This is a genomic window from Parafrigoribacterium mesophilum (genome assembly GCF_039652555.1).
GTDB classification, from domain to species: Bacteria; Actinomycetota; Actinomycetes; order Actinomycetales; family Microbacteriaceae; genus Parafrigoribacterium; species Parafrigoribacterium mesophilum.
Genome location: NZ_JBDJAF010000001.1, coordinates 381,188 through 404,141 on the forward strand (window position 1 = coordinate 381,188; position 22,954 = coordinate 404,141).

Below are 22,954 nucleotides of genomic sequence, written 5' to 3' on the forward strand. Positions count from 1 at the left end.
TCTCCGGCATCGCCTCTCATGAGCCCCGCTGTTGCCCCATCGGGAATGTTGTCATGCGGTAGGTCCAGTTTTCGATAGGGCGTTCCCACCATTGCCAGGCAGCGCTGGTCTTGAGCGCGTTAACTCGTGCGTGGCGGCTGAAAGGGCGATACCACTTGCACGAGTCCGGATTCAGGTAATGGAAGTGATCCGCGTGGCTCTACTTGTCTGTCGGCAGTGCAGGAAAACACCAGCTGTGTACGCACCGGCTAAGGTCAAGAACACCGGCCTCCCCGTCACCGCTGTCGCCCAACCTCGTGATCGTCCCATATCCACCTCCGTGATCATGTTGCGAGGACCGGTTGAATCCCTGATGTACAACCGATCAAGACTCTGCGCAAGCCAAACGGCAGCCTCATCACGATCCGTCATTGTCCGTGTCAGTAGGCCGGTGGAGAATCAGATACCGCATACGCTTGATTTACACTCACCACAATTTGGAGGTTCCCGACTATGACGTCACCAGCCGGCCCCACGCAGCACTCAGGCCGACTGGAACTGACTTGGACTGACAAACATCGCAGGCTGCTGTCGTTCGAGAACGGAACATTCCAATGGACCGATCCGTCTGACTATCGCGTCAGCGAAGTCAGGCTGCTGCATGAGGTCGCTACCGTTGGAGCAGTGCATCCGGCTGAAAAACGCGCCGAGGACAACCTCCTCATACGTGGAGATGCACTGCACGCACTCACGTCACTTGCCAAGATTCCTGAGTTCGCTGACGAATACCTCGGAAAGATCCGGCTCGCCTACATCGACCCGCCCTTCAACACCGGGCAGGCATTCGCTCAATACGACGACAACCTAGAACATTCCATCTGGCTCACGATGATGCGCGATCGTCTGCTCCAGATCCGGGACCTTCTCGCATCCGATGGTTCGGTGTGGGTGCACCTGGACGACGCCGAAGTTCATCGCGCTCGTTTGGTACTAGACGAGGTATTTGGTCCGAAGGCGTTCGTGACAGAAATCGTGTGGGAGAAGGCTGATTCGCCTAGGAACTCGGCAAGGCAGTTCAGCACCGACCACGATTACATCCTTGTCTATGGTCGTGAAGAAGACTGGAGGCCAACTCGCCTTGCACGAACCGCTGAGTCCGACGTCATATACACCAATCCAGACAACGACGAGCGAGGCCCCTGGTACCCGGGGGACCCGTTCGCAACAAAGCCTTACTCAAAGGGCGGCTTCACAATCGTTGGTCCCACGGGGCGTTCATTCTGTCCACCTCTCGGAAATTACTGGCGTGTATCTGAGGACCGGCTGCGGGAGCTGGACGCTGACAACCGTGTCTGGTGGGGACCCACGGGAGATGCGCGGCCTAGCCTCAAGAGATACCTGAGCGACGTGATGGATCTGGTCCCTCGAACCATTTGGACGAAGGAGGATGTCGGCTCGAATAGAACTTCAAAGAATGAGATCAAGAAACTCTTCCCGGGAAAAACACCGTTCAGTACACCCAAGCCGGAGAGGCTCATGGAACGGATCTTGCGGATTGCGACATCTCCCGGCGACATCATTCTCGACTGCTTCGCAGGGTCCGGAACGACTGCAGCTGTAGCACACAAACTTGGCCGGCGCTGGGTAACTGTTGAGTGGTCGCGCGACACGGTTGAGGGATTCACCATGCCGCGGCTCTCAAAAGTCATCGGGGGCGAAGATCAGGGCGGTGTGACCCGGACGCTTACGGTAGAGGCTGTCAATGATGCGCTGCCGGCCGAGATTCCTGTAGAGAGGGTGAAGGCGGCAGTCTTGGTGTTGAAGAGCCTTAACGGCTATGGGCTGTTGGACTCGGCCATATCTTCCACCGACCTCTCAAAGGTGCTCAGAGCTCTTCGCGGCCTCTCAAAGACACGCAAAGTGACGGTGACCAATTGGTCAGGTGGTGGAGGTTTCCGCGTGCTCGACGTAGGACCCTCAATGTTTGATGAAGAAGATGGCCAGATCCTTCTTGCCCCCTGGGCCGCCGGGGATCGTCTTGCGGAAGCCGTGGCCGCTCAATACAACTTTGAGTTTGAGACAGATGTGCCGTTCAGCGGTCGCCGTGGGAACGAACGACTTGCAGTCATCGACGGTCTTGTCAACGATGCCGTGATCGATTTCCTGTTGGGTTGGTTACCGCCAGGTGAACTTCTTGTCGCGTATGGAACGGGGGTAGACCCATACGCTCAGGAGCGATTGGCCGAAGAACATCGCGGCTCCACACTCGAGAAAATACCCGAGGCGATCATTTCAAACTACCGACAGGTGAATCGCAGAACCAACGGGCTCAATTGGGCTGCCCCGCTCGTCAATGCGACAAGCAAGGGGCAGTAATGACACGCGAACTTCATGTCGACGAGAGTCTTATCGAACAGATCGGGCGCCGGATGTGCTTACGGGAGCCGAATCGTCAAGCGCTTGAAACTGTCGCGGCGTACGTGTCTGAGCATTATGATTTCTACGGTCGTCCTGCCCCATTCGAAGGTGTTATCGCCTCAGCAACGGGAGTGGGAAAGACCTACGTGATGGCGGCCGCGATCGATTACCTTTCGCAGTCTCGGGGGTGGACAGACTTCGTCATTGTCGTGCCTGGCGCAACGATTCGTGAGAAAACAATCGCGAACTTCACACCCGGCGCTGCAAAATCGCTCACACGGTTGCTCGGAGTAAAGACTGCGCTCATCACCTCGGAAAACTACAACACGCCAGCCATGGCGAACGTCATAAACGATCCAGGCGTGGTGAAAGTTTACGTACTAACTGTGCAGATTCTTCTCAAGCCGAATGAAGGTCTCGCGCGACGCACTCACCAGTTCACGGAAGGGTTGGGCGGCAAGCTTTACGGGATACTAAAAGCACGCGAAGATCTCGTGGTCCTGGCCGACGAACACCATCTCTATTACGGACCGAAATTCTCCGAGGCGGTGCGCGGACTAAATCCCAAAGTTCTCCTGGGACTTACAGCAACGCCGCACAAGTCCACCTCCGAGGATGAGATCATCTTCAGGTACCCGCTCGCCGCTGCGATCGGCGAGAAGTACGTGAAGACTCCCGTCATTGTGGGGCGCAAAGACGACCGTAAGGACATGCAAACAAAACTCCTCGATGGTACGACTTTGCTTGAGTACAAGGAAGATGCCGTCGCCGCCTACCGCTTGAAACAAGTCGATGCGCCAGCAGTCAATCCAGTAATGCTTGTCCTCGCACGGGACACTACCGAGGCAGACAAGATCGCGAACATGCTGCGCGACCCCTCATTCAAGCATGGACACTATGTCGATGCGGTGATTCAGGTCGACTCTTCCGTGACAGAGAAAAACGAGCCTGCTATGTGGGAACGTCTGTCGAAGGTGGAGAATCCGGACTCGCACATTCGTGTGATCGTATCAGTCCGAATGCTCAAAGAAGGTTGGGACGTCAAGAACGTCTACGTCCTTCTCTCCACACAGCCTTCACTATCCGAGGTTCTCACTGAGCAAGTGCTCGGCCGAGGCCTGCGATTACCTTTCGGGAAGTACACGGGCATACAGATGCTTGACACGCTCGAGATCATTGCACACGACAAATTCCGCACACTTCTTGACAGGGCCGGCGTACTTAGCGAGGACTTTGTGTCGTACAGAACCCGAGCCACGATCAAGACCACTGATACTGGCGATCCATACCTGAGCCGGGACGAACAAGAAACTGGCCGCGGACTTGTGGAGGCAGCCGGTGCCGACGTCGGGACCCAGCCGGAGACAGATGGCTTCGTGCAGATCAGCGACCTCGATTCGCGAGAAACCATGGGCCGCGACACGAGAGATGTCCTGGCGCGTCCCGCAGTCACCCTGCGGCCAGACGCACCCGGCATCGAACTGCCAATTCTGAGAGCTACTCGCGTCGGTGCGTCTTTCTCTTTGAGAGACATCACCGACGAGGCCCCATTTCGGGAACTCGGACGTCGCCTACGTGTGAACCCAGACGTAGAACTTCGGCGAATGACAGTATCGGCCAAACGAGTCCGCGGAGTGGACGGAGTCGAACGCCTTCAGCTAGTTCGTACGACAGCCAAAGACCGGGTAACCACTCAGGTCGCCGTTAAGCTAACCGTGGAATGGCTGCGTGAACAGCTCCTGCAGGCGATGCTAGCTTCGCCTTCTGTGAGCGCTCGAAAGGATCAGCGCGAGATCGAGAAGCTGGCCGCACAACCACTGCTCGATGCGTTTTTTGACGGGCTCAACGGCGGCGCAGACGAATTGCTCTCGGCCTACCTTGACCGTGCGATAGTGCGTCTCGTTCGCCTCGTCAATGACGAACAGCACCGGTTATCGTCGACCGCTGAGACCGAGCAAGTCGCCATCGGACGCTCGTTCGTACCCTGTAGACAAAACACCCGGTCGTACGAAAGCGATGATGTTCGCGATTCATTCAGTCGAGATACCGCATACTCCGGATTCAGGAAGTCGGTCATGACTTCCGATTGGTTCGACTCGGAGCCCGAACGCGATGTCGCTCTCTTGCTCGATGACGATGAGTCGGCCAAGTGGTGGCTAAGACTGCAAAACGGCGACCTGCCAATTAATTGGCGGCGCACCGGAGATGGCTATAACCCTGACTTCTTGGTCAGCCTTGCCGACGGTGAGCGATGGATCGTGGAAGTCAAGGCGGATAACCAGATGACGACCGAGTCAGTACAAAGGAAGCGAAACGCAGCAAAGAAATGGTCTAACTATGTCAATACATCGCCAGCCTTTAGCGCAGGCCCGAAATGGCACTATGTGCTGGTCTCAGAATCGGATGTACGTGACGCTAACGGCTCATGGGCCGCACTCCGAGGTCTCGGAGGAGCGTGAGGGCCGCGGCTCTACGAACTTCCCCAAGGTGCGTCAGGTTCGCTGGCAAGAAATGAGGGATGTGTTCTAACCGTCTCGCGCCTAGCAAGCGTGTAAAACGCAACTCGCTGCGGGCTGGCATTCCAAAGGGACCACGGCTGAGCACCAAGACGTCGGATCACAAGGTCGCGCAACACGCCGTCTATGCCGCCAGCGTGGCAGGCTCATCCTAAACCGCCGAGCCACCTTTCGATCAGACACCTCAGTGGCGGTTTTCAGGCCGGGACGTCTCGAACCGTGGCGTACCGAGATTCGGGGTCACTCCATCAAAGGCGAACCGGCCGTCAGGTCCAACGTTCGCTAGCGAGTGGTCGATGAAAGCGTCACCCGATTAGCTGACATGTACTCTGCGATGGCGGCAGGTGCTCCCCGAACGTATGTCAGCGTGAACACCGGTCAAGCAATTCGTCGCTGTAGGCGGCTCGCTGACGGGCGTTCCGGTGGCGGACGGTGTATTCCGATCCGCCACCGTCGCTAAGTAGCCGAGTACTGCCGCCCTCACCTCCGGGTGTTCGCGCGCACCTGGTCGGTATGAGTTCTCCACAGTCTCAGACCGATTCGTGTCGCCGGGGCTTCCCCGGGTCGAGCATGTTCCCTGCCGGTGTGCGCACCGCACACCGGAACGGAGGAATCATGCCGAACCGAGAATCGCTCGATGACACTTTGCAGCGTGTCGGACTTGCCTGTCTGATGTGGCACCCGGCGATCGCCGTTGACGAGCCAGGCTACGAGCTTGTCACCGATGTGGACTGGTGCCTGGAACCCGTCCGCGACCTCGTCGAGGACCAACGTGCCCGACTGGGAGAGGCAATTGGTCGAGCCATCGCCGATCCGACAGGCTCCCGGCAGTACCTGTTTGACGTGTTGCTTAGTCTCGCTTCCGATTCTGAGTAGTCGTGCCCCGGGATCTGGCGTCCTCGTCCGACACACCGCCCGAGCGCGACGCCGAGCACCTCGCTTCTGCTCGGGAGCGGGCACGGCGGGAATATGCGCGCGCGTATCGGGAGCGAAACCGTGAGCGGATTCGCGAGTCCAATCGGGAGAGCGAGCGGGTGCGCCGTCAGAAGGCCGTCTCCCAGCGTGAACAACGCCAGAAGGCGCGCGAGCGGGCGCGGGACTGGGCACGAGGCAATCCGGAGCGGGCGGCGGCGAACAAGCGTCTGTATGCAAAGCGACATCCGGAGCGGGTACGCGAGCACCAACGGAATTACTACGAGCGCCATAGGGAAGAGATCGCGGCACGTGCCACGGCACGACGGGATGCTGCGCCCGAACGGACGCAGGAACGAGGCCGCCAGCGGCGCTCTAAAAATAAGGTACGGCGAGCTGAGCTTCAGCGACAGTACCGGTCCGATCCCGCCGTCTACGAGCGGATGCTTGCTCAGAATCGGGAGCGGAAGCGCTTGGATCGCCGCCTCGCCGCGGCGGGCTTGCCGCTAAGGAAGCTTCATCGGGTGCCGGCACGAGAGGTGCGCGCGAACGCTGCGGCCGCGGCGGAGTTCTATTCGAGAAACCGCACCATGCAGGAGCGAGCCCGAATCCGCAGTAGCTATTCCCCGACCCCACCAGAACTGCTGGCGGACTGGGCGCGGACCTCGGCGCTCGCACGCCGCCGCGCGGCACTATTGCACCGGTTCGAAAGTGACTTACGCAAGCAGATGACCCGGCATGGCGCTCGAATCCGGGGTGAGGTGGAGCTGGACTCGCGAGCACGTGTGCTCCGCGGCAAGGCACCGCTGAACCTGGACGAAGAAGTTCGACGGCGAATTGCCGACAAGCTGCTGGATCGCACCAACGACGCACCGTGGCTCCGCAGACAACTCGCCCTGCGCCCTGTCGTATCACATCAGCAACTACCAGAGCCGCTCACCTGGGCTGGCCCAAACTTGGTCCCCCATCGAGACCATCCCGGACTCGGCGCTTCAAACGCGCAGAGCTTAGCTAGCCGGGTACGTCAGAGCCCCGTCCGAGATTTCGGCCACGAGCTTTAGTCCGGATCCGAGCCGTGAAGTAGGGTTTCGATACCACACAATGGGTCTGGTGCAATGGGGCTGTGGCCACCCGAAGTACCGCCAGAGCTATCTGGTTGACGTTGTGCCGCTCCAGGCCGCCGATCTCTTATTGCAAGCTTGTCGGTGTGGCCTCAGGTATATTTGGGTGCACGGTGATGGATCCCGCCGGAGCGTCGCATCGCTCGAACCGCAGTGCACGCTAATGGTTCCTGCTTCTTCTTCGATTGAAGGGCAGGATTGCTGTGTCGGAAAATATCGCACCACTGCTGAACGGCCAGCCGTCGATTGACGGCGACCTTGAGCTTGCCGAGACACCGACAGCGGTACCACGGCCGGTGCACCTGCACTGGCGTTACCTGGGTTTAGTCCTGATCGGCGGCAGTCTCGGCACCGCCGCACGCTACCTGCTCTCCACCGTCATTCCGGACTGGCACGGACTCCCGCTGGGAACGTTCGCGATCAACGTTTCCGGTGCCTTCGCTCTTGGCGTGCTGCTGGAATCGCTCATCCGACGAGGTGCGGATGAAGGGATGCGACGCACCCTGCGGCTGCTCGTGGGCACCGGCATCCTCGGTGGTTTCACCACCTATAGTTCGTTCTCGGTAGACACCACTGGGCTGCTCGCGAACGATCATCTCCTGCTCGGGCTGATTTACTCTGCGGCCACACTGTGCATAGGCGCTGTGGCGGCCGCCGGCGGGATTGTGGTGGGGGCAGCCGCCCATGGATGGCGGCCAAGACGCTTTGCGTTCATGAGGCATGGCCGGGAAGTCAACCAATGAATCCGTTAGTCATCGTTGCCCTTTCCATTGCCGGTGGGCTGGGTGCCGTGGCAAGACTCGTGCTCGATGGGTTCCTGCGCAGCCAGGTGAAAGTCGCCTTTCCCTTGGGCACGACGGTGATCAATGTCACCGGATCGCTGCTCCTTGGACTTATCACCGGGCTCGCTCTCACTCACGCAATGCCGACAGAGTGGCGTCTCATTCTCGGTACAGGGTTTCTCGGCGGTTACACCACGTTCAGCACGGCAAGCTTTGAGACGGTACGGCTTGCCCAGGCCGGTCGCTATGTAGCGGCTCTCGGCAACGGTCTCGGAATGTTCGCTGTGGCTCTTCTGGCCGCCGGTGCCGGGCTCTGGCTCGGCTCCCTTCCGTGGTAACCAACGTTCTGACAGAATAATCGCCTTGGGATCGGACACATCATGGACTCGAATGACCGCGGCAAGCGAAGCGGATACATCATTGTGGGCGTCGTCCCTCACCAGTCCGATCTTGTCGTGACCCAGGCTGCAGACCTCGCCGCTGATCTCGGTGCCGAACTGGTCTGCGCCTTCGTGGATCGCGAACGCTATACCGCTTCCGAGAACCCTGACGGATCAGTTGTCGCAGTGCCGTTCGATCCCGACTTGCCGGAGTTCGGTGAGGCGGAATTTGATCCGGTCTTGGCCGGACACCTCGAGGATGTCCTTCGAGACCGTTCCGTCCATTGGAGTTTGCGGGCATTGGCTGGCGAGCCCGTACGAGCGTTGTCTCACCTCGCTGACACGCTCGACGCGCGCCTCATCGTCGTCGGCACGCGTGACGGTGCACGCTCGAGTATCCAGGAGTTCTTCGGCGGTTCGCTCGCTGTGCATTTGGCCCACCGACAGCATCGACCGGTGCTGGTCGTCCCGGTGGCACCCATTCCGCACGGCGAAAAGCTGCCCTGGGAGCGGGCCTAAACGTGCACCCGATTCTTGAACTCCCCGAAGCTGATGCTGCTGAGGAGCTTCTGCGCCAGTGCGCGGCCATTTGTGACGGATACGCAGAGCGGGTCTATTCCGCGCTGCGCGCCTCCGCCGGTCAGTTTCATCTAGCGATCGGAGAGTAGGACGGTGGAATGGTGGGTGATGCTGGCGGGTTTCTTTGCTGGCGTGGTTGCCGTGTACCTCGTTCTGCTGCTGGGCCTGTGGGTTTATGCCCGCCGTCACCCGGAAACGGTTGGGATGAACGATGCCTTGCGTCTGCTGCCTGATCTGTTGCGGGTGATCCGGAGGCTCACAGTCGACAGAACCGTCTCGCTCGGAGTGCGGGTCAAGCTGATACTGCTGCTGGCCTACTTGCTTTCACCGCTGGATCTCGTCCCCGACTTTCTCCCCGTCATCGGCTACGCCGATGACGTGATCGTCGCCCTGGTCCTGCGCTCCGTGATCCGCTCCGCAGGGCCTGAACAGCTGCGTCGACACTGGCCCGGCACGCCGGCCGGCCTGCTGGTCATCGAACGGCTTGCCGGAATCAGTTCATCCGGCGCCTAACGGGAACACCCTCATGAGTGAGTCCTGACCAGACAAGACGAGGCCTTCCAGCATGAGAGTCCCACTCCGCACGGCGAAAGGCTGCCCTGGGAGCGGGAGCTGCCCTATACGCCGACCCGAGTAGCGTCGACGGCCCCCTCGAAGATGCGCTCGTACAGGTCGCGGCCGAAGCTTGTGGGTAGGGGTTCGCCCTCGACCAGGGTGAAGGAGCGTCGCCCGTCGGTTGTTCTTTCGGCTCGGAGGAACAGTGTGGTGTCCGGTTGGTGCCGGTAGAACCCGTTCGCCAGGTCGTATTGGTGCGTGACGAAGAACACGCGCGCCCCGCCCTCCAGCAGCGCTCGGATGATCTGTCTGGCGATCTGTGATCCTTCCCGTTCGTTGGTGGCCGCGAAAGACTCGTTGAACAGGATCATCGAGCCCGGGTGCAGGTCGCCCAAGAGTGCGCTCATTCTGCGCAGTTCCTCGTCGAATTTGCCGCTGGTCATGGTCGCGTCCTCTTCCCGCCGGTAATGCGTGAAGATTCCCGAGCGCACGCTGGAGCGGAAGGATTCCGCGGCAACGAACATTCCGCACTGCATCATCAGCTGGGCAAGGCCTACGCTGCGAAGGAAGGTGGACTTGCCGCCCTGGTTGGCTCCAGTGATCATCACAAGCGGTCTCCCGTCCGCGCCCATGTCGTTTCCGACCACCCGCCGCCCGGTGTTCAGGCTGAGGCCGATGTCGTACAGTCCCGCGCAGGACATTTCGGGCCGGCCTCGTCGCTCTGGGACGGGCAGGCAGATGGGCCCGCCGATCCGGGTCAGAAGCATGTGAGCGTTGAGGCATCCGATGTAGAAGGCCAGTTCGGCGCGCAGCCGGGTGAAGAAGTTCTGGATGTGGTCCGTGGACTGTGACAGCGCGTTGGCGACGAGGTTGATGCCACGTATCCGCAACTCTCCCAGGGCCTTGGCGCCATTCTCGTCCCGTTCCGGGATTTTGTAGTAGTAGTGCGGGCGGCCCTCGCCCAGCATCCGCCGTAGCCAGTTGCGTCTATCGTCCGTGCGACGAAGCAGGGTGTAGTTGCGGCCGGCGTTGCCGGGGCCGAGTTCGGCGCTGATCAGGACGCCTTGGGTGCGAAACCGGAGCCGCCGGACGTGATCCTCCACGGTACGCAGATACTCGTCGTCCAACTCGTTTCTGAGCATGCGGAAGAAACGGGTGAGGCCTTCGGACGCGAAGACGTCGCTGTGCTCGTCGGCGATTGTCCTCAGGCGCTCGAGCAGGGGCATGAACAGTTCCAGCAGTTCGACCGAGCGTTGCAGGTTGGTGTCGGGACGGGCGCTGAACCTGCTCCAGAACGTTTTCTTGACTCCGTCGAGGGCCTCCACGGCGGTGTCGTAGATTTGCCGGACCACCGCCGGGTGCTTCAGGCAGTCGGTGAGGATGTCCTGGCGGTAGACGATGGCGTCAGGCTCGCTGGCACTGGTCAGCACCGCCTTTCTGGAGATTTCCAGCAGAAATCGGTCGTTCTGCGCCATCGCGGTCAGGAGGGTGTCCAGCCCGAGGTCCTCGGTCAGGTCGGTGGTGTTGGCCGGCAGGGCCGCGTCGAAGTCGAAGTCTCGGTCCCGGTACAGCAGGAACGCTTTCATGAGCTGATCCTTTCCTTCAGCCGGTGGTAACTGAGCCCGTATTTTTCGGCGATCGCCGCCGCGTAGGCCAGGCCATCCGCGGGTTTGCGCACGATCTTGAACGTTCGTACCGCGGGGTCGGCCGCGTCCACGGTGCTGACCGTGCTGACGGTGCTAGCACCCAGGGAGGCCAGTTCGTCGACGAAGGTCACGCATACGCACAGCGAATCCAGCTCCATGATCTGTTCGATGACTTTGGTGCCGAGAAAAATCGCGTCGGCCAGCGTTGTCGAGGTGAAGATCTCGTTCAGGACCAGGATGCTGTTGGAGCTGGCTTGTTCGAGAATGCCGTGAATCCGCAACAGGTCGTCCTCCAGCTTGCCGTGCAGGTTGGTGGGGTCTTCTTGTTTCTCGAAGTGGGTGAACAGCCTGTCGAAGAGGAAAAGCTGCGCCTTGGAGCCGGGTACCGGAAGTCCCAGGCTTGCCAGGTAGTGCAGTTGCCCGAAGGTTCTGGCGAACGTCGTCTTGCCGCCATTGTTCGGGCCGGTCACCACGAAGATCCGCTCCGGATCGTTCAGGAAAAAGTCGTTGCAGACCACCGGGGTGTTCTCATCACGCAGTTTGTCCGCCAAGGCGAGATCGAACGTGGCGGTGGCGTTGATCTCCTTTGATCGATCAGACACGCTGGGACAGCAAAATTGCACGCCGGCGGATTCGATTCGATGGACATGGGCCAGATAGGCAAGGTAGAACTGCACCTCCCGGTCAAAGCGAGTGAGGGTGTCGTCGAGGAAGCCGTCGTGCTCACTGCGGAAGCGATCCAACGCCTGGAACACTGCCGGGTTCAGTTTCGCCACCATCTGCAGAACCGCAGCTTCGACGTGGTTCATCCCCGGTGGCTCCGCGAAGGCGATCAGGTAGTCCTTGACGGCGCCCTGCTCGAATCGTTGGAACGTTGCGGCGACCTCCGCGCTGTAGTCGCTCTCCCCGTAGTAGTCGGTGACGGTGATGCGGTCGCCCTTGATGTCCATGCTGTACTTGACGTCGGAAAGGTCGGCCGCCAGTCGCTCGGTGTCAGCGGCAAGGTTCGTGAACGTGTCGGCGGCGATATGGGCTGCCAGATAGTCACGAAACGACAGAAACCCGTGCGAGGTGAGCTGCGCGGATGCCAGTTGGCCAGCGAGAGTTCGTACCGCGCCGCAATACAGTCGCGCCGCATCTAGGAACCAGCGCTCCTTTTCATGCGGGTAGTACACCTTCTCCGAGAGGGAAAGGTTCAACCTCACCGCCCGCATTTGGTCCGCGAACGACTCAACGGCCGCGAACAGTGCCCCGGTCTGCAGATCGTCGAGGACCTCGTGCCGGTAGTCCACGGCCTCGACATTCTTCATCGGGACCGAGAAGAACGGCGCCAGATCGTACTCGTCACGCCCCACCACGATCGACGCCACGATCTGGTCGAGATTCAGATCCGTGAAGAAGTCCGGCTGCGTCGCATCTTCGGCACGGACGCGATCCGACGGATTCAAGAACAGGACGCTCACCGTTGAAGCCATCGCCGACGCCTACCTTCCGTCGCAGTAACAACGTGTGGTAGAAGCCATCAGCCTGATGTGGCAATCGCGAGCTTCATCGCGCGAACAAGTACAGACTAACCCCGAAGCCTCACTGTGGCATCGAAACTTTCGGCATCGCTACTATCGCGCAGGCTGGGATGAGGGATAGTCTGCTGGTGGCGATGGATCCCGCCGCAGCTTCTGGCTGGAACAGCACCGCACGCTAATGGTTCCTACCTTTCCAACGCGAAGGTAGCCGCCATGCCCCAACCCAGTCTGCACATCGAAGCCGTCTCGGCGCATCAGATCCTCGACTCCCGCGGCTATCCCACCATTGAGGTGGAATTGCGACTGGCCGACGGTGCACTGGTCAGGGCCGCGGCGCCCGCGGGTGCCTCGACCGGCGCGCACGAGGCCGTCGAGTTGCGCGACGGCGCACCCGCATACTCCGGGCGCGGCGTTGATGCTGCCGTGGCGATGGCCGAGGGCGAGCTTGCCGACCTCCTCACGGCACACCCCTGGCACAGCCTCGCCGAGCTCGACTACGCGATGCGCGAACTCGATGGCACCGCCAACGCCTCCCGCGTGGGCGGGAACACCCTCGTCGCGCTGTCGATGGCGGCGTGCCGCGGCTTCGCGTCAGCCGCCCAGTTGCCGCTACATTCGTGGATCGCGTTTGCGACCGGCAGCACGGAACGGCTGCCGGTGCCGCACTTCAACGTGTTGAACGGCGGTGCCCACGCCGCCAACGAACTCGACTTCCAAGAGTTCATGATCGCCCCCGTCGGTGCCGACTCGTTCGAAGCCGCTGTGCGATGCGGCGCCGAGACGTACCATGCGCTGGCCAAGCGCATCCGGAGACAATTTAAGGAAACCGGGCTGGGCGACGAGGGTGGATTCGCGCCGCGAATGGCCCGGCCGGAAGAAGCCCTCGGCCTCGTGGTCGAGGCGATCACCGACGCCGGCTACACGCCAGGAATGGGCGAGGTGGCTGTCGCCCTCGACCCGGCCGCGAACGGATTTCACACCGACAACGGCTACCGGGTTGCTGGCGAGGACCTCAGCGACGGTCAACTGCTCGAGTATTACCTCCGCATGGTCGACACGTTCCCGATCCGGAGCATCGAAGACGGCTTCGCCGAGGACGACGCGACTGGCTGGATCTCCCAGGACGGCCGACTCGCCTCCCGCATCCAACTGGTCGGCGACGACCTCTACGTCACCGACCCGGCCAGGATCGCGGACGGAGCCCGCCGCCGGCTCTCCAACGCAGTCCTCGTCAAACCAAACCAGATCGGCACCCTCACCCAGACCTTTGAGGCCATCCACGTCGCCCGCGAACACAACATGGCCTGCATGATCTCCCACCGATCCGGGGAAACCCTCGACACGTTCATCGCCGATCTCGCCGTGGGCACCGGCGTCGGCCAAATCAAATCCGGCGCCCCTGCCAGAGGCGAACGCGTCGGCAAATACAACCGCCTGCTCGAGATCGCCAGAAACCACCCGGAGTTGCCTTACGGCCTCGCCTAAAATGCACACTCCCCCCACCACAACAACGCGCACCACCTGAAAGGACCCCACACGTGAACTCCTTCGATGTAACGATCGAGATACCCGGCGGCAGCCGCAACAAATACGAGGTCGACCATGAAACCGGTCGCATCCGGCTGGATCGCCACTTGTTCACCGCGATGGTTTACCCGGCGGACTATGGGTTCATCGCCGACACCCTCGGCGAGGACGGCGACCCGCTGGACGCCCTAGTGCTCCTCGACGAGCATGTCTATCCCGGGGTGGACGTGAAAGCACGGGCGGTAGGAGTGTTCCAGATGGCGGACGAAGGCGGACCGGACGCGAAGATCATCTCCGTTCCCGATACCGACCCCCGCTGGTCGGCGATCCGCGACATCGACGACGTGCCCGCCCACACCCGCGCGGTGATCGAGCACTTTTTCCGTCATTACAAAGACCTCGAACCGGGCAAATTCGTCACCATCGACGGCTGGGCCGACGCTGCCGAAGCCGAGAAGATCATCGCTGCGGCCTTTCGCCGGATCAAGCAGCCCAAAGGGGTATGACCACGCCAACCCAGCACCTGTACCTCATCCGGCACGGACAAACCACGCTCAACGCGGAAGGACGGCTGAGGGGGCTCGCCGACCCGCCGCTGGACGAAACCGGCCTTGCCGAAGCCCGAAACCTCGCCGCCGTCCTGGCCGGAAAACGCCCCTCCATGGTGCTCTCGAGCCCACTGCAACGAGCAGTCCGCACCGCCGAGCTCATTGCGGAGGCCGCTGGGGCACCCTGCTCGGCGGATGGCCGCTTCAACGACCGGGATTACGGGCCGAGGACGGGGGAAGTCAAGGCCGACGTGGTTGCGGAATGGGGCAGCGTTGACGATGCTCCCGGGGTGGAAGCACTCTCCGCGGTTCTGGCGCGTGTCCGTCCGGCACTTGACGCCGTTCTGGATGCCGCAGCATGCGCCGGCCAGTCCGGACCGGTCGTCGTCGTCACCCACGACGCCGTGATCCGCCCGTTGATCGCCTCCATCGACCCGAACAGAACCAACCTGGAAGAACCCACGGGATGCTGGAATCACCTGGCCCGCACCGACGGCGTCTGGACGGTGATAGCGGTCGACCAAAAACCCGCGCCCGGCCCCGAGGCAACCGAAGAATCAGCGGCGACCGCGGAACCGGGGCCGACCGGGCGCTGGTTCACCCTCGGTGTCGGCAGCATCGGCCTGACCAGTTTCTTCTCCGACTCCGGTCACGAAATCGCCACCGCCCTACTCCCAGGACTGATCACCAGCGTGCTGCACAGTTCCGCCGCGGCCCTCGGCTTGATTGAAGGGATCAGCGACGCGTTCGTCGGCATTGCCAAACTGGTCGGCGGTCCGCTCGCCGACGACCCGAAAACACGCGGCCGCGTAGCCAGCGGAGGTTACGTCGGAACCGCGGTCGCCACCGGCGCGATCGGGCTGGCAACCGCCGTGTGGCAAGTCGGCGTCCTGCGCGGAATCGCCTGGGCAGCACGCGGCCTGCGCTCCCCCGCCCGCGACAGCCTCCTCACCTCCTTGACCCCTCGCCACGCATACGGCAAAGCGTTCGGCATCGAACGGGCCGGCGATAACCTCGGTGCCGTAGTCGGCCCACTGCTGGCCGCTCTTCTGGTCTCCCTCGTGGGCATCCGTCCGGCCATCTGGTTCGCCGCGATTCCCGGGTTGTTGGCCGCCGCCGCGATCACCGTCGCGACCCGGCAGGCCAAGAAGAATGCCAAGAACACCGGTCAGAAGATGCGCACGCGCCTGATTGCCCATTACCGAAACCTGCGCGGCACCGGCCTGTTGCGGGTGATGATCCCCGTCGCCCTATTCGAGGCCGGAAACCTCGCGACGACGTTGCTGATTCTGCGCTCCACCCAACTCCTGGAAACCGCCGGCTATGCTGCGGTAGCCGCGGTGGCTATCACCGTGCTGATCTACGCCGCCCACAACGCCGTCGCGGCCATCATGGCGTTCACCGGTGGCGCCGCCATTGATCGGTTCGGCCCCCGGGTCGTGCTCGCGGCTGGTGCCGGATTGTATGTCCTTGCCTACGCCGGCTTCGCGGCCGGCCCGACATCCTGGGGATCGCTGCTGATTTTGTTTGCCCTCGCCGGCTGCGGAATCGGATTCGCGGAAACGGCCGAGTCCACCCTCATTGCACACGCGCTGCCGGAAAACCTTCGCGGCACCGGATTCGGAATGCTCGGTCTCGTCCAAGCCGGCGGCGACCTCGTCGCCACCGTCGTAGCAGGCATCCTCTACACGACCATCGGAGCCGCCGCAGGATTCGGCTACGCAGCCGCCTGGATGCTGCTGGCAACCATCGCCGCCACAGCCGGCATCCGGTGGACAAGAGCCGGAGCGACGACACCGCGACGCTAGCCCCTACACGGCTGCCTCTGCTCTCTACGATTGCCAGCCAGACCGCGTTCCGCCCCGCAACTGCCAGCTTCTGCGCCGGATTTGGTCTCTGCGTTTAGCGTGTAGTTGTCAGTGTGGCGACAAGAATAATCAACGCGGCGGTGATCAGTGCTGGACCATGAGCCTGGACTGGATTCTGATGACCGACCACCACGCGGAGCACACGCTGCACGCTACCGATGAGCACAGCAACGGCGACGACGAATACGGATGCATAGCCCGACCCGATCGCAACGGTGATCGTAAGCGCCGATGCGAATTTAGCGTCGCCGAACCCGAACCACCCGGCCATACCCATGGCCGCGTAAGCGGAGAAGACGACCACACCGCACGTCATCGGAACGATCAGACGCATAAGGTCGGTCGACGCGAATGCGATCGCTGCTGCTTGGATCAATCCCACTGCCGCGATGGGAGCGACGTACCGGTTCGGGAGTTTGTGCGTCTGCACATCGACCATGGCAACCGGAATCCCGGCAAGGGCGACCAGCCCTCCGAGTATCCAGGCGTAGGTGTCAGTGGTGAGGATGGACCATGCAGCGAGTGCGAGTGTGCAACTCGCTGCTGCTGCTATCCCAGCCATCGCCAACGTGGAGAGGTGCCGTTGCTGCCGTGCCCCCTTGACAGCCGCGACGTCGCTCATTTCGTTGTGGCTTTCGCGCTGGTGAAGCGATCCACCAGCTGTTGAGTGGCTTCGTCGAGATCGTATCCAGGATCGGTGCCGCCGACCCGTGCATAGAGATCGTCGAGGATCTGCTCGAAGCCTTCGCGATCTCCGGTTTGGAGGGCGATGCGAAGCTCGATTCGCCATCCGGCTTCGTTCAGCGGATCGACGTTCTGAGCGACCCGGGCAGCAGATCGTGCCGTGGAGTGGTCGCGCAAGGTGAGTGCCCGTTCGGCCAGCTCCTCGGCTGTGTCCAGTACTGCTGCGATCATCTCCTCTTCGGGGATGGATATCCAGTGCCACCAGCGGCGGGTGTTGCAGTTCGCGAATGGTTGACCTCGGACGAGGCGCAGTGCTGCGACAAGGTCTTCGGTTTCGGCAGCGGCAGGGTTGTTCCCTGTGTGTGCACGGAAGTCGTCCCAATCGGAGCGAACCGCGTGATGAAGACTGTAACCGTGGCGGTCGGTATTCTCGGGCAACAACGGTTGCCCCTCCGGGGTGTGACCGAGAGCGACGCGAACTTTCTTGGCCAACTGGCGTTGGTTGTTGCCGGCATCGATGGTGTCGGGCCAGAAGGCATGCTGGAGTTGCCGTCCATCAACAGCTTTGTTCAAGTTCAAGTAGGCGATCAACTCGGCGCCGCGTCCAGGCATCGCGGCCTCGTCTTCGACGTTGAGCATGTCTACGGGACCGAGCAGTCTCAAATATGGAGCCCGCCAGCCTGACCAAGCTGGTTCGTCCAGCACACGCTCGGGTTCGTCCAATACACGCTGGATCTCATCGTTGGCAACGATTTCTGGGGCTGGTTGTCCAACGGAGCGGCCGTTGTCCGATGGGTCAGCCTCGACAGAGTCCACTGTGCCGGCATCGTCTAGCCGCGCGGCACTCGCGGGCACCTTCGAGGCTCGCGTCGTAGTGTCGACGAGCTGCTGAAGAAGCTCAAGTTCACGCCGCTGCAGTATTTGTGGCTTAAACGGAAGGGCGGGCATAGTCCCGCCGGGAAGCCGAAGTTCGGCTTGCGACTCAGTGCGGATACTCACCGTTGCACAATCGCTTTCCGCTGGCCCATTGGTAACGACCACGAGTCCCAAGTCCGGGTTATCTGTGACCAACTCCCCGAATGCGCGCATTGCGCTCGGCTCGATGGATTCCCCAACGATTACTACATGTGGTGCCCACGACTCCGTGTCGGCGCCTGCTGCCCTGCTCTGTCGTGTGCCGTGCGCGCCAAGGCTCGCGAACACGGACCGGCGATCATCGAGGTCGTGACGAAGGTTGCGCAACACCGAATCGACGTTGTCGCCATGTTGCACCCGAGTCGCGCTAATGCTTCGCCCCAGTTCGGCTGGCATCCCGATGATCGTGATTTGGATCTCCTCGGCCCACGGACTGCTGGCGAGCTCTGCCGCGATCGCCTTAAGGAATCCGCCGCATAGGGCCTTGTCACCGACAATGCTCAACAAACTGAGGTGCTCCAAATTCAGCAAAAGGACGCCGTCGTTATCGTCTACGCCGATCGTTGTTAGAGCCGGGTATGGCGCGATCGTCTCTCGGATGGGAGCAACCACCTTACTGGTGCTGATCGTCCAGACTGTCTGGTCGTCATTGGATAGAGCGAACGGCTCCGGAAGGCTCGTTGGTGCTCCGAAATACAACTGGATTTCGTCCTCGTCCAGTCGAACTGCGAACAAATCCGGGAGGACACTTCCGGTGTCTACAGTCCAAATCTGCAGGGCACGCAGGGCCGTGTCGACGTGCTCTGCACGCGAAGCGTCCTCGATCATCCTTAGCTCCAGTTCAAGCTCGCTAGCGTCCCGCTGCGGCATGGCGATGCGCGAACCAGGAGCGCGGTTACGACGCTGGCGCAGCCTGCGGCGGCCCAACTCGATCAGGATTCCGCCCGCCAGCACCCCGGCGATACCGCCTCCAGTCATCAACGGAACGAATAACTCCATGCCGTGGTCAGCAGGCTCCTCGCTCGGCGCGGTCGGAAGGGGCGAACTCGATTCGTTGGCGGCGGCGGGACTGTCGGTCATCGGTTGTACCGGGTCCGGTACTGATCCAGTGGAGGTAATGGAGTGAGGCTCGGTCGGCGTCGGCGTCGGCGTCGGTGCGGTTGGAGAAGCGACACGGGGCACGGTCAGCACCCATCCGGGACGGATCAGATTGGGATCAGTCAGTCGCGCACCGTCGGGCTGCACTGTGACGGTTGAGGCATGGTAGATGTCGACGTAGCGTGTGCCGTCACCGTAATACTGCTCCGCGATATCCCAGAGAGTGTCCCCCGGCACCACCTGGTAGGTCACCGTAATCGCCGCCGCGGGTTGCTCGTCAGGCTCCGGTGTCGCCTCAGCTGGCGTCGCCTGTGCTTCGACGGCAGGCGTCGGGGTGGCTGCTGATCCGGGCGATAGTCCCGATAAGCCGCCAGACGCATCTGCAAGTATGGGTGCGGCCCACGCTGGTGATGCGGTTCCGGCGAATGAGCCGACTCCGGTAATCATGAAAAGCACCGCGGCAATCAGCGTGGCGGCGACGTACTGCTGAATCCGGAACGCAGGTGGTAGTTCCTTTGTCGTTCGACCGCTGATCGACGCAACGACCTCAATCAACATAGGAACCGCGAAGAAGGCCCAAGCAATCCAAGCGATCAGCGGCAGGACCTTAGAAGCGAGAATGACATTGCCATAGTCGGGTGTGAGCGTGACGATGTCGTTGAGCTGTTCGAGGCTCGGTAACGGGTTCCCGACTGCCGCGACCAGCACAGCCGGAACTCCCACAAGTATCGCCACGAGAGCGAGAAAGGATCCTAGCCCGGCGAGGTATCTTCGCATCAGCTGAGTCTTTCTATCCAAGGCTGTTGGCCAAGTCCGTGTTCACAGATTGCAGCTCGCCGACGTGGACGAGTGCGGAACTGAAAGTGTCACGCACGGCGATCGTGCCGTCGGTGCCGCCGCCGGCCCAGCGCACACTCCAGTGACTTGTCGCGGTGACAGTGAATTCTCCCGGACCGGATGTGTGCCGGTACCGGTACCCGCAAGTTGGGGAGTCCATGGCAAGCTGGTCGTGCATCGCGCCGAGGTTGAAGACGGTTCCGGTCCCGCAGGTGACGCTTTGGCCGTCGCCGCTGCTCCACGTCACTGACGCAACTTGCGCGGTGGCGCGCACGGTGACTCCTCCTAGAGTCGCCGTTTCCGTGTAAGGACCGAAGTTCAGCGGCCGCGGATTGTCAACCCAAAGCCAGACCGGAATTCCCACCCAGGTGCGACGGTAGGCCACAGTGCCTGCGGGATCATCCATGTGCACGCTCTCCCCCGGCGCCATGCCGATATCGATGCCGCGCAACTGGAACGTGCGTACCAGGAGCGCTGCAGCCTGCGCCGGCGTGTACCGGTCAATGCCGGCTGGCGGCGTATCCGACCAAAACGTCGCGCCAGAGCAGTCGCGAAACTGTGGCGGCGGGCAGTAAGTCGCGCACCGATACCACGCACCCACCGCTGCCTCACGCCCGGGAGGCGGTGGGCCCTGCGTTGCTTGCAACGACACATAACCCTGGCAGGTGCTGTTATTGCTCCACGACCCCTCGGGCGCGAAGCACGGCACTGTTGTGCGCTCGTACGAGCACGTCTGGGGGCTAGGCGTAAAACTCGCTGGAGATCGGTTTTCGCTCGAAGGATTGGGGGCCGGCGCGTGTTGCGACCCTGGCTGATCGACGGAGACGTCACACGTGGGGCTGAAAGGGTCCGCATTGCATCCGCCGCCGCCCGAGCCAGCTATCGCCGGACTCGCGAGAGCCAGGCCACCCACGCAGACACACAACGCAAGCAGTATCGTCCAATGTCGGTGAATCAGCATGCGGGCGCTCCTTGCTCGCCGACGATGTTCTGGAGCGAATCGACTTTCCACGTCCTGTCGGTGGACAGGTAGAGGACGTTGAACTGGACGGGATAGATCCGCTGACTCGAGACGGGCGCTGGCGATCCGCCTGCATATGTCGGGACTTGATCGGAGACGTCAAAGCACCCGCGGACGTAGACGATTCCATTCGGGATCGTCGCCCCTCCCTGCGGGTTGAGGTCTCCGAACGTCGAGGCGGATGCGTTCGGGGACCATTTCGGGTGGCCGGTTGTCGTGATGTGTTTTTCGGCAAGGCCGGCTGCGACGTCTTTCACGTGCTTCAGCGCAGAGCCGGTCGCATAGGGTTCAATGCGCTCAGGGTTGGCACCGGTATCGGCCTGAATCGCGTATTGCACGTCGACGAAATCCACGATCGTTCGGGTAGCTTCCAGCCATGCCTCGTCGCGGGATTTCGGGGCGGTCAGCGAGGCAGTCGGCGCGGGACTCTGCGTGGGTGATGCGGTGGTTTGAGTGATCGTGTTTGGACTGGTGCATCCAGTGAGGATGGTGAGCACGCCGAGCACCGCCGCGGTAATCGGAACGAACCTTCGGGGTGTGGTCATAACACCTTTCCTTCACAGATGTCAGTTGCGGTCGACGAGTTTGGCGGAGGCACTTGCTTGGACGGGGATCGGGGCAAAGCCGAAGTCGCCAAGCACCTTCGGAATGTAGGTGAGGCGGATAGTGACGACGACCTGGTCGCCCTCAACGTGTACTTCACCTGTGGCTCCTGATGCGGCGATGTAATTCTTGGCCGCGGCGACAGCGGCAGCTTGGTTGAGGGTGAATACGTCACCGTTGATCGCCTCTCCGGTGGCAGCGTTAGTGCCTGCCCTGGCTGCCCCCTCGGCGATGGTGAGCGATTGTTGCACGGTTTGTGTCTTCCCGTCGCCGTCGACGACGATGCCTGCGATGAGAATCATTGCGACCGCGAGGATGACGACGAGGGGAGTGTATTTCATCGGTTCACCGCTGCCGATATGGGTCGACTGGGCTGATTGCGGTCCTGATGACTGTGGTTGTGCCGGGAATCAGGGGGAACGCCAGATCAGAGTTGCTCATGGTGCAGGTGACGGTGGCACTGACGGTTCCGGTTTCGCCGAGCCGTGTAGTGAGGCCGTTTCCGCCAATCGTGACATCGAGGGGGACGCAGTCGACGTTTCCCTCGAGCGCGATCTCCGCTGCCGTTCGAGCGTGCGGGATCGCTTCCGTGGAAGAACGGGACAGGGATGCGTCGCGGGCTGCAGCAGCGGCTGCGCTTTGCACACTGTTGGCGGCGAGGCCAAATCGCCCCATAAACAGCACGACAGCGAGGAGCGGGCAGATGATCCCGACGAGGAGGATCGCCAGGCCCGGGATGTCTTCGAGTTCCCCGCGGTCGTCATTCAGGAGCCGTTTCATCCGCGTCATGGTGCTGGCACCCATCGTTCGACCGGACCGGTCATGGTTCGCTTCACCGGTGGCATGGGCAGGCCGGGGATGAGAGAGAGCGATTCGCCGGTGACGGTGACGGTGACGGTTGTGGCCGTCCGTTCGACCTGGACCTTGGGATAGGTCAGGTAGCCGTCTATCTCTGTGAGCACGCGGCTGGCGGAAGCTGTCCCAGCGTTGGTGCTGGATTGGTAGCCGCGGGCGTCTCGGTACGCCTGAACGGCGGCGTTTTGTGCGACGTTTGAGCCGAGGAACCAGAGCGCCGCCTGGAGCGCGACAACGACCAGAAGCACCGTTCCAGGGAGGACGATGGCGCTTGTCGCGATGCCGTCTTCTCGGCTGAGCTGTCCGAGGGCGCCGCGCGGATTGAGGTTGATCATCTTGACACCAGGGCTGTTTCTACCCGGGCAGTTTTCCGATGTAGCCGGTCGCCCAGGCGGTGATCAGGCCCAGGATGGCGAGAGCGAGTACGGCACCGCCGACGGCTATGATCGCCGTCCAGGTCGACTGTTCGATGCCGGATTCGGGGTCCTCGCGGAGCCTCTGAAAACGCTCGCGGAGCCCTGCGTCGGCACGCGCATACCCGCGCAGCAACGCAGCGATAAATACGTTCACCTTCGTTCTCCTTTCGT

At 61.8% G+C, this 22,954-nt stretch carries 22 protein-coding genes and 1 riboswitch; of the genes, 12 read left to right on the forward strand and 10 right to left on the reverse strand.

All coding sequences use genetic code 11. The features are described 5' to 3' along the window. Window positions 1-663: 663 nt before the first annotated feature. From ABFX56_RS01920 to ABFX56_RS01955, 9 genes are all read left to right on the forward strand, one after another. On the forward strand, window positions 664-2,355 hold the full coding sequence (locus tag ABFX56_RS01920) for a site-specific DNA-methyltransferase (protein WP_346231588.1): 1,692 nt from the start codon (window positions 664-666) through the stop codon (window positions 2,353-2,355). Further along, on the forward strand, window positions 2,355-4,856 hold the full coding sequence (locus tag ABFX56_RS01925; RefSeq protein WP_346231589.1) for a DEAD/DEAH box helicase: 2,502 nt from the start codon (window positions 2,355-2,357) through the stop codon (window positions 4,854-4,856). Before ABFX56_RS01920 ends, ABFX56_RS01925 begins: the two co-directional genes overlap by 1 nt. A gap of 672 nt (window positions 4,857-5,528) precedes the next feature. After that, window positions 5,529-5,789 (forward strand): hypothetical protein, encoded by a 261-nt coding sequence (locus tag ABFX56_RS01930; RefSeq protein WP_346231590.1) that lies wholly within the window; start codon window positions 5,529-5,531, stop codon window positions 5,787-5,789. 2 nt (window positions 5,790-5,791) lie between these two features. Further along, window positions 5,792-6,886 (forward strand): hypothetical protein, encoded by a 1,095-nt coding sequence (locus tag ABFX56_RS01935; protein WP_346231591.1) that lies wholly within the window; start codon window positions 5,792-5,794, stop codon window positions 6,884-6,886. A 163-nt stretch (window positions 6,887-7,049) separates the two neighbouring features. Further along, window positions 7,050-7,126: riboswitch (Fluoride riboswitch) on the forward strand. Window positions 7,127-7,149: 23 nt separating this feature from the next. Further along, window positions 7,150-7,689, forward strand: a complete 540-nt coding sequence (gene crcB, locus ABFX56_RS01940) for a fluoride efflux transporter CrcB (protein ID WP_346231592.1) — start codon at window positions 7,150-7,152, stop codon at window positions 7,687-7,689. Continuing rightward, window positions 7,686-8,066 (forward strand): fluoride efflux transporter CrcB, encoded by a 381-nt coding sequence (gene crcB, locus ABFX56_RS01945; RefSeq protein ID WP_346231593.1) that lies wholly within the window; start codon window positions 7,686-7,688, stop codon window positions 8,064-8,066. Before crcB (ABFX56_RS01940) ends, crcB (ABFX56_RS01945) begins: the two co-directional genes overlap by 4 nt. 42 nt (window positions 8,067-8,108) lie before the next feature. After that, the gene (locus ABFX56_RS01950; protein ID WP_346231594.1) at window positions 8,109-8,627 is read left to right on the forward strand and encodes a universal stress protein; all 519 of its coding nucleotides are present in this window, start codon (window positions 8,109-8,111) and stop codon (window positions 8,625-8,627) included. A 2-nt stretch (window positions 8,628-8,629) separates the two neighbouring features. Beyond that, entirely contained in the window at window positions 8,630-8,776 is a 147-nt protein-coding gene (locus tag ABFX56_RS16260) for a Chromate resistance protein ChrB (RefSeq protein WP_428834383.1), read from the forward strand. 4 nt (window positions 8,777-8,780) lie between these two features. Further along, window positions 8,781-9,200 (forward strand): YkvA family protein, encoded by a 420-nt coding sequence (locus ABFX56_RS01955; protein ID WP_428834384.1) that lies wholly within the window; start codon window positions 8,781-8,783, stop codon window positions 9,198-9,200. Between the two features lie 104 nt (window positions 9,201-9,304). On the opposite strand, the gene ABFX56_RS01960 is transcribed toward ABFX56_RS01955, so the two are convergent. Together ABFX56_RS01960 and ABFX56_RS01965 are read right to left on the reverse strand one after the other, a co-directional pair. After that, complete coding sequence (locus ABFX56_RS01960; RefSeq protein ID WP_346231595.1) at window positions 9,305-10,828, reverse strand: MutS-related protein; 1,524 nt, start codon at window positions 10,826-10,828, stop codon at window positions 9,305-9,307. After that, window positions 10,825-12,363, reverse strand: a complete 1,539-nt coding sequence (locus ABFX56_RS01965) for a MutS-related protein (RefSeq protein ID WP_346231596.1) — start codon at window positions 12,361-12,363, stop codon at window positions 10,825-10,827. Before ABFX56_RS01965 ends, ABFX56_RS01960 begins: the two co-directional genes overlap by 4 nt. Window positions 12,364-12,624: 261 nt before the next feature. On the opposite strand from ABFX56_RS01965, the gene eno reads away from it, so the two are divergent. From eno to ABFX56_RS01980, 3 genes are read left to right on the forward strand one after another with little or no spacing between them, the layout of a single operon-like run. Then, the gene (eno, locus tag ABFX56_RS01970) at window positions 12,625-13,896 is read left to right on the forward strand and encodes a phosphopyruvate hydratase (RefSeq protein WP_346231597.1); all 1,272 of its coding nucleotides are present in this window, start codon (window positions 12,625-12,627) and stop codon (window positions 13,894-13,896) included. 53 nt (window positions 13,897-13,949) lie between these two features. After that, on the forward strand, window positions 13,950-14,444 hold the full coding sequence (locus tag ABFX56_RS01975) for an inorganic diphosphatase (protein ID WP_346231598.1): 495 nt from the start codon (window positions 13,950-13,952) through the stop codon (window positions 14,442-14,444). Continuing rightward, on the forward strand, window positions 14,441-16,294 hold the full coding sequence (locus ABFX56_RS01980; protein WP_346231599.1) for an MFS transporter: 1,854 nt from the start codon (window positions 14,441-14,443) through the stop codon (window positions 16,292-16,294). Before ABFX56_RS01975 ends, ABFX56_RS01980 begins: the two co-directional genes overlap by 4 nt. A 94-nt stretch (window positions 16,295-16,388) precedes the next feature. On the opposite strand, the gene ABFX56_RS01985 is transcribed toward ABFX56_RS01980, so the two are convergent. The 8 genes from ABFX56_RS01985 to ABFX56_RS02020 all read right to left on the reverse strand — a co-directional run bounded on the left by ABFX56_RS01985 (window position 16,389) and on the right by ABFX56_RS02020 (window position 22,937). After that, window positions 16,389-16,976 (reverse strand): prepilin peptidase, encoded by a 588-nt coding sequence (locus ABFX56_RS01985; protein WP_346231600.1) that lies wholly within the window; start codon window positions 16,974-16,976, stop codon window positions 16,389-16,391. Continuing rightward, window positions 16,973-19,786, reverse strand: coding sequence for an AfsR/SARP family transcriptional regulator (locus ABFX56_RS01990; protein ID WP_346231601.1), 2,814 nt, complete (start codon window positions 19,784-19,786; stop codon window positions 16,973-16,975). Before ABFX56_RS01990 ends, ABFX56_RS01985 begins: the two co-directional genes overlap by 4 nt. A gap of 55 nt (window positions 19,787-19,841) precedes the next feature. After that, the gene (locus tag ABFX56_RS01995; RefSeq protein ID WP_346231602.1) at window positions 19,842-20,294 is read right to left on the reverse strand and encodes a hypothetical protein; all 453 of its coding nucleotides are present in this window, start codon (window positions 20,292-20,294) and stop codon (window positions 19,842-19,844) included. Window positions 20,295-20,842: 548 nt separating this feature from the next. Beyond that, complete coding sequence (locus ABFX56_RS02000; RefSeq protein WP_346231603.1) at window positions 20,843-21,406, reverse strand: hypothetical protein; 564 nt, start codon at window positions 21,404-21,406, stop codon at window positions 20,843-20,845. 69 nt (window positions 21,407-21,475) lie between these two features. Then, complete coding sequence (locus ABFX56_RS02005; protein ID WP_346231604.1) at window positions 21,476-21,853, reverse strand: hypothetical protein; 378 nt, start codon at window positions 21,851-21,853, stop codon at window positions 21,476-21,478. Window positions 21,854-21,857: 4 nt separating this feature from the next. Continuing rightward, window positions 21,858-22,292, reverse strand: a complete 435-nt coding sequence (locus ABFX56_RS02010; protein WP_346231605.1) for a hypothetical protein — start codon at window positions 22,290-22,292, stop codon at window positions 21,858-21,860. 5 nt (window positions 22,293-22,297) lie between these two features. Beyond that, on the reverse strand, window positions 22,298-22,702 hold the full coding sequence (locus ABFX56_RS02015) for a hypothetical protein (protein WP_346231606.1): 405 nt from the start codon (window positions 22,700-22,702) through the stop codon (window positions 22,298-22,300). 19 nt (window positions 22,703-22,721) lie between these two features. Then, the gene (locus ABFX56_RS02020; RefSeq protein WP_346231607.1) at window positions 22,722-22,937 is read right to left on the reverse strand and encodes a hypothetical protein; all 216 of its coding nucleotides are present in this window, start codon (window positions 22,935-22,937) and stop codon (window positions 22,722-22,724) included. Window positions 22,938-22,954 lie beyond the last annotated feature (17 nt).

Bases quoted from the DNA above. Each gene is read 5' to 3' on its own strand.
- ABFX56_RS01925 (WP_346231589.1), top strand. From the start codon at position 2,355: ATGACACGCGAACTTCATGTCGACGAGAGTCTTATCGAACAGATCGGG.
- ABFX56_RS01930 (WP_346231590.1), top strand. From the start codon at position 5,529: ATGCCGAACCGAGAATCGCTCGATGACACTTTGCAGCGTGTCGGACTT.
- crcB (WP_346231593.1), top strand. From the start codon at position 7,686: ATGAATCCGTTAGTCATCGTTGCCCTTTCCATTGCCGGTGGGCTGGGT.
- ABFX56_RS01950 (WP_346231594.1), top strand. From the start codon at position 8,109: ATGGACTCGAATGACCGCGGCAAGCGAAGCGGATACATCATTGTGGGC.
- ABFX56_RS01960 (WP_346231595.1), bottom strand. From the start codon at position 10,828: ATGAAAGCGTTCCTGCTGTACCGGGACCGAGACTTCGACTTCGACGCG.
- ABFX56_RS01965 (WP_346231596.1), bottom strand. From the start codon at position 12,363: ATGGCTTCAACGGTGAGCGTCCTGTTCTTGAATCCGTCGGATCGCGTC.
- eno (WP_346231597.1), top strand. From the start codon at position 12,625: ATGCCCCAACCCAGTCTGCACATCGAAGCCGTCTCGGCGCATCAGATC.
- ABFX56_RS01980 (WP_346231599.1), top strand. From the start codon at position 14,441: ATGACCACGCCAACCCAGCACCTGTACCTCATCCGGCACGGACAAACC.
- ABFX56_RS01985 (WP_346231600.1), bottom strand. From the start codon at position 16,976: ATGAGCGACGTCGCGGCTGTCAAGGGGGCACGGCAGCAACGGCACCTC.
- ABFX56_RS01995 (WP_346231602.1), bottom strand. From the start codon at position 20,294: ATGGATGATCCCGCAGGCACTGTGGCCTACCGTCGCACCTGGGTGGGA.
- ABFX56_RS02005 (WP_346231604.1), bottom strand. From the start codon at position 21,853: ATGAAATACACTCCCCTCGTCGTCATCCTCGCGGTCGCAATGATTCTC.
- ABFX56_RS02010 (WP_346231605.1), bottom strand. From the start codon at position 22,292: ATGAAACGGCTCCTGAATGACGACCGCGGGGAACTCGAAGACATCCCG.
- ABFX56_RS02015 (WP_346231606.1), bottom strand. From the start codon at position 22,702: ATGATCAACCTCAATCCGCGCGGCGCCCTCGGACAGCTCAGCCGAGAA.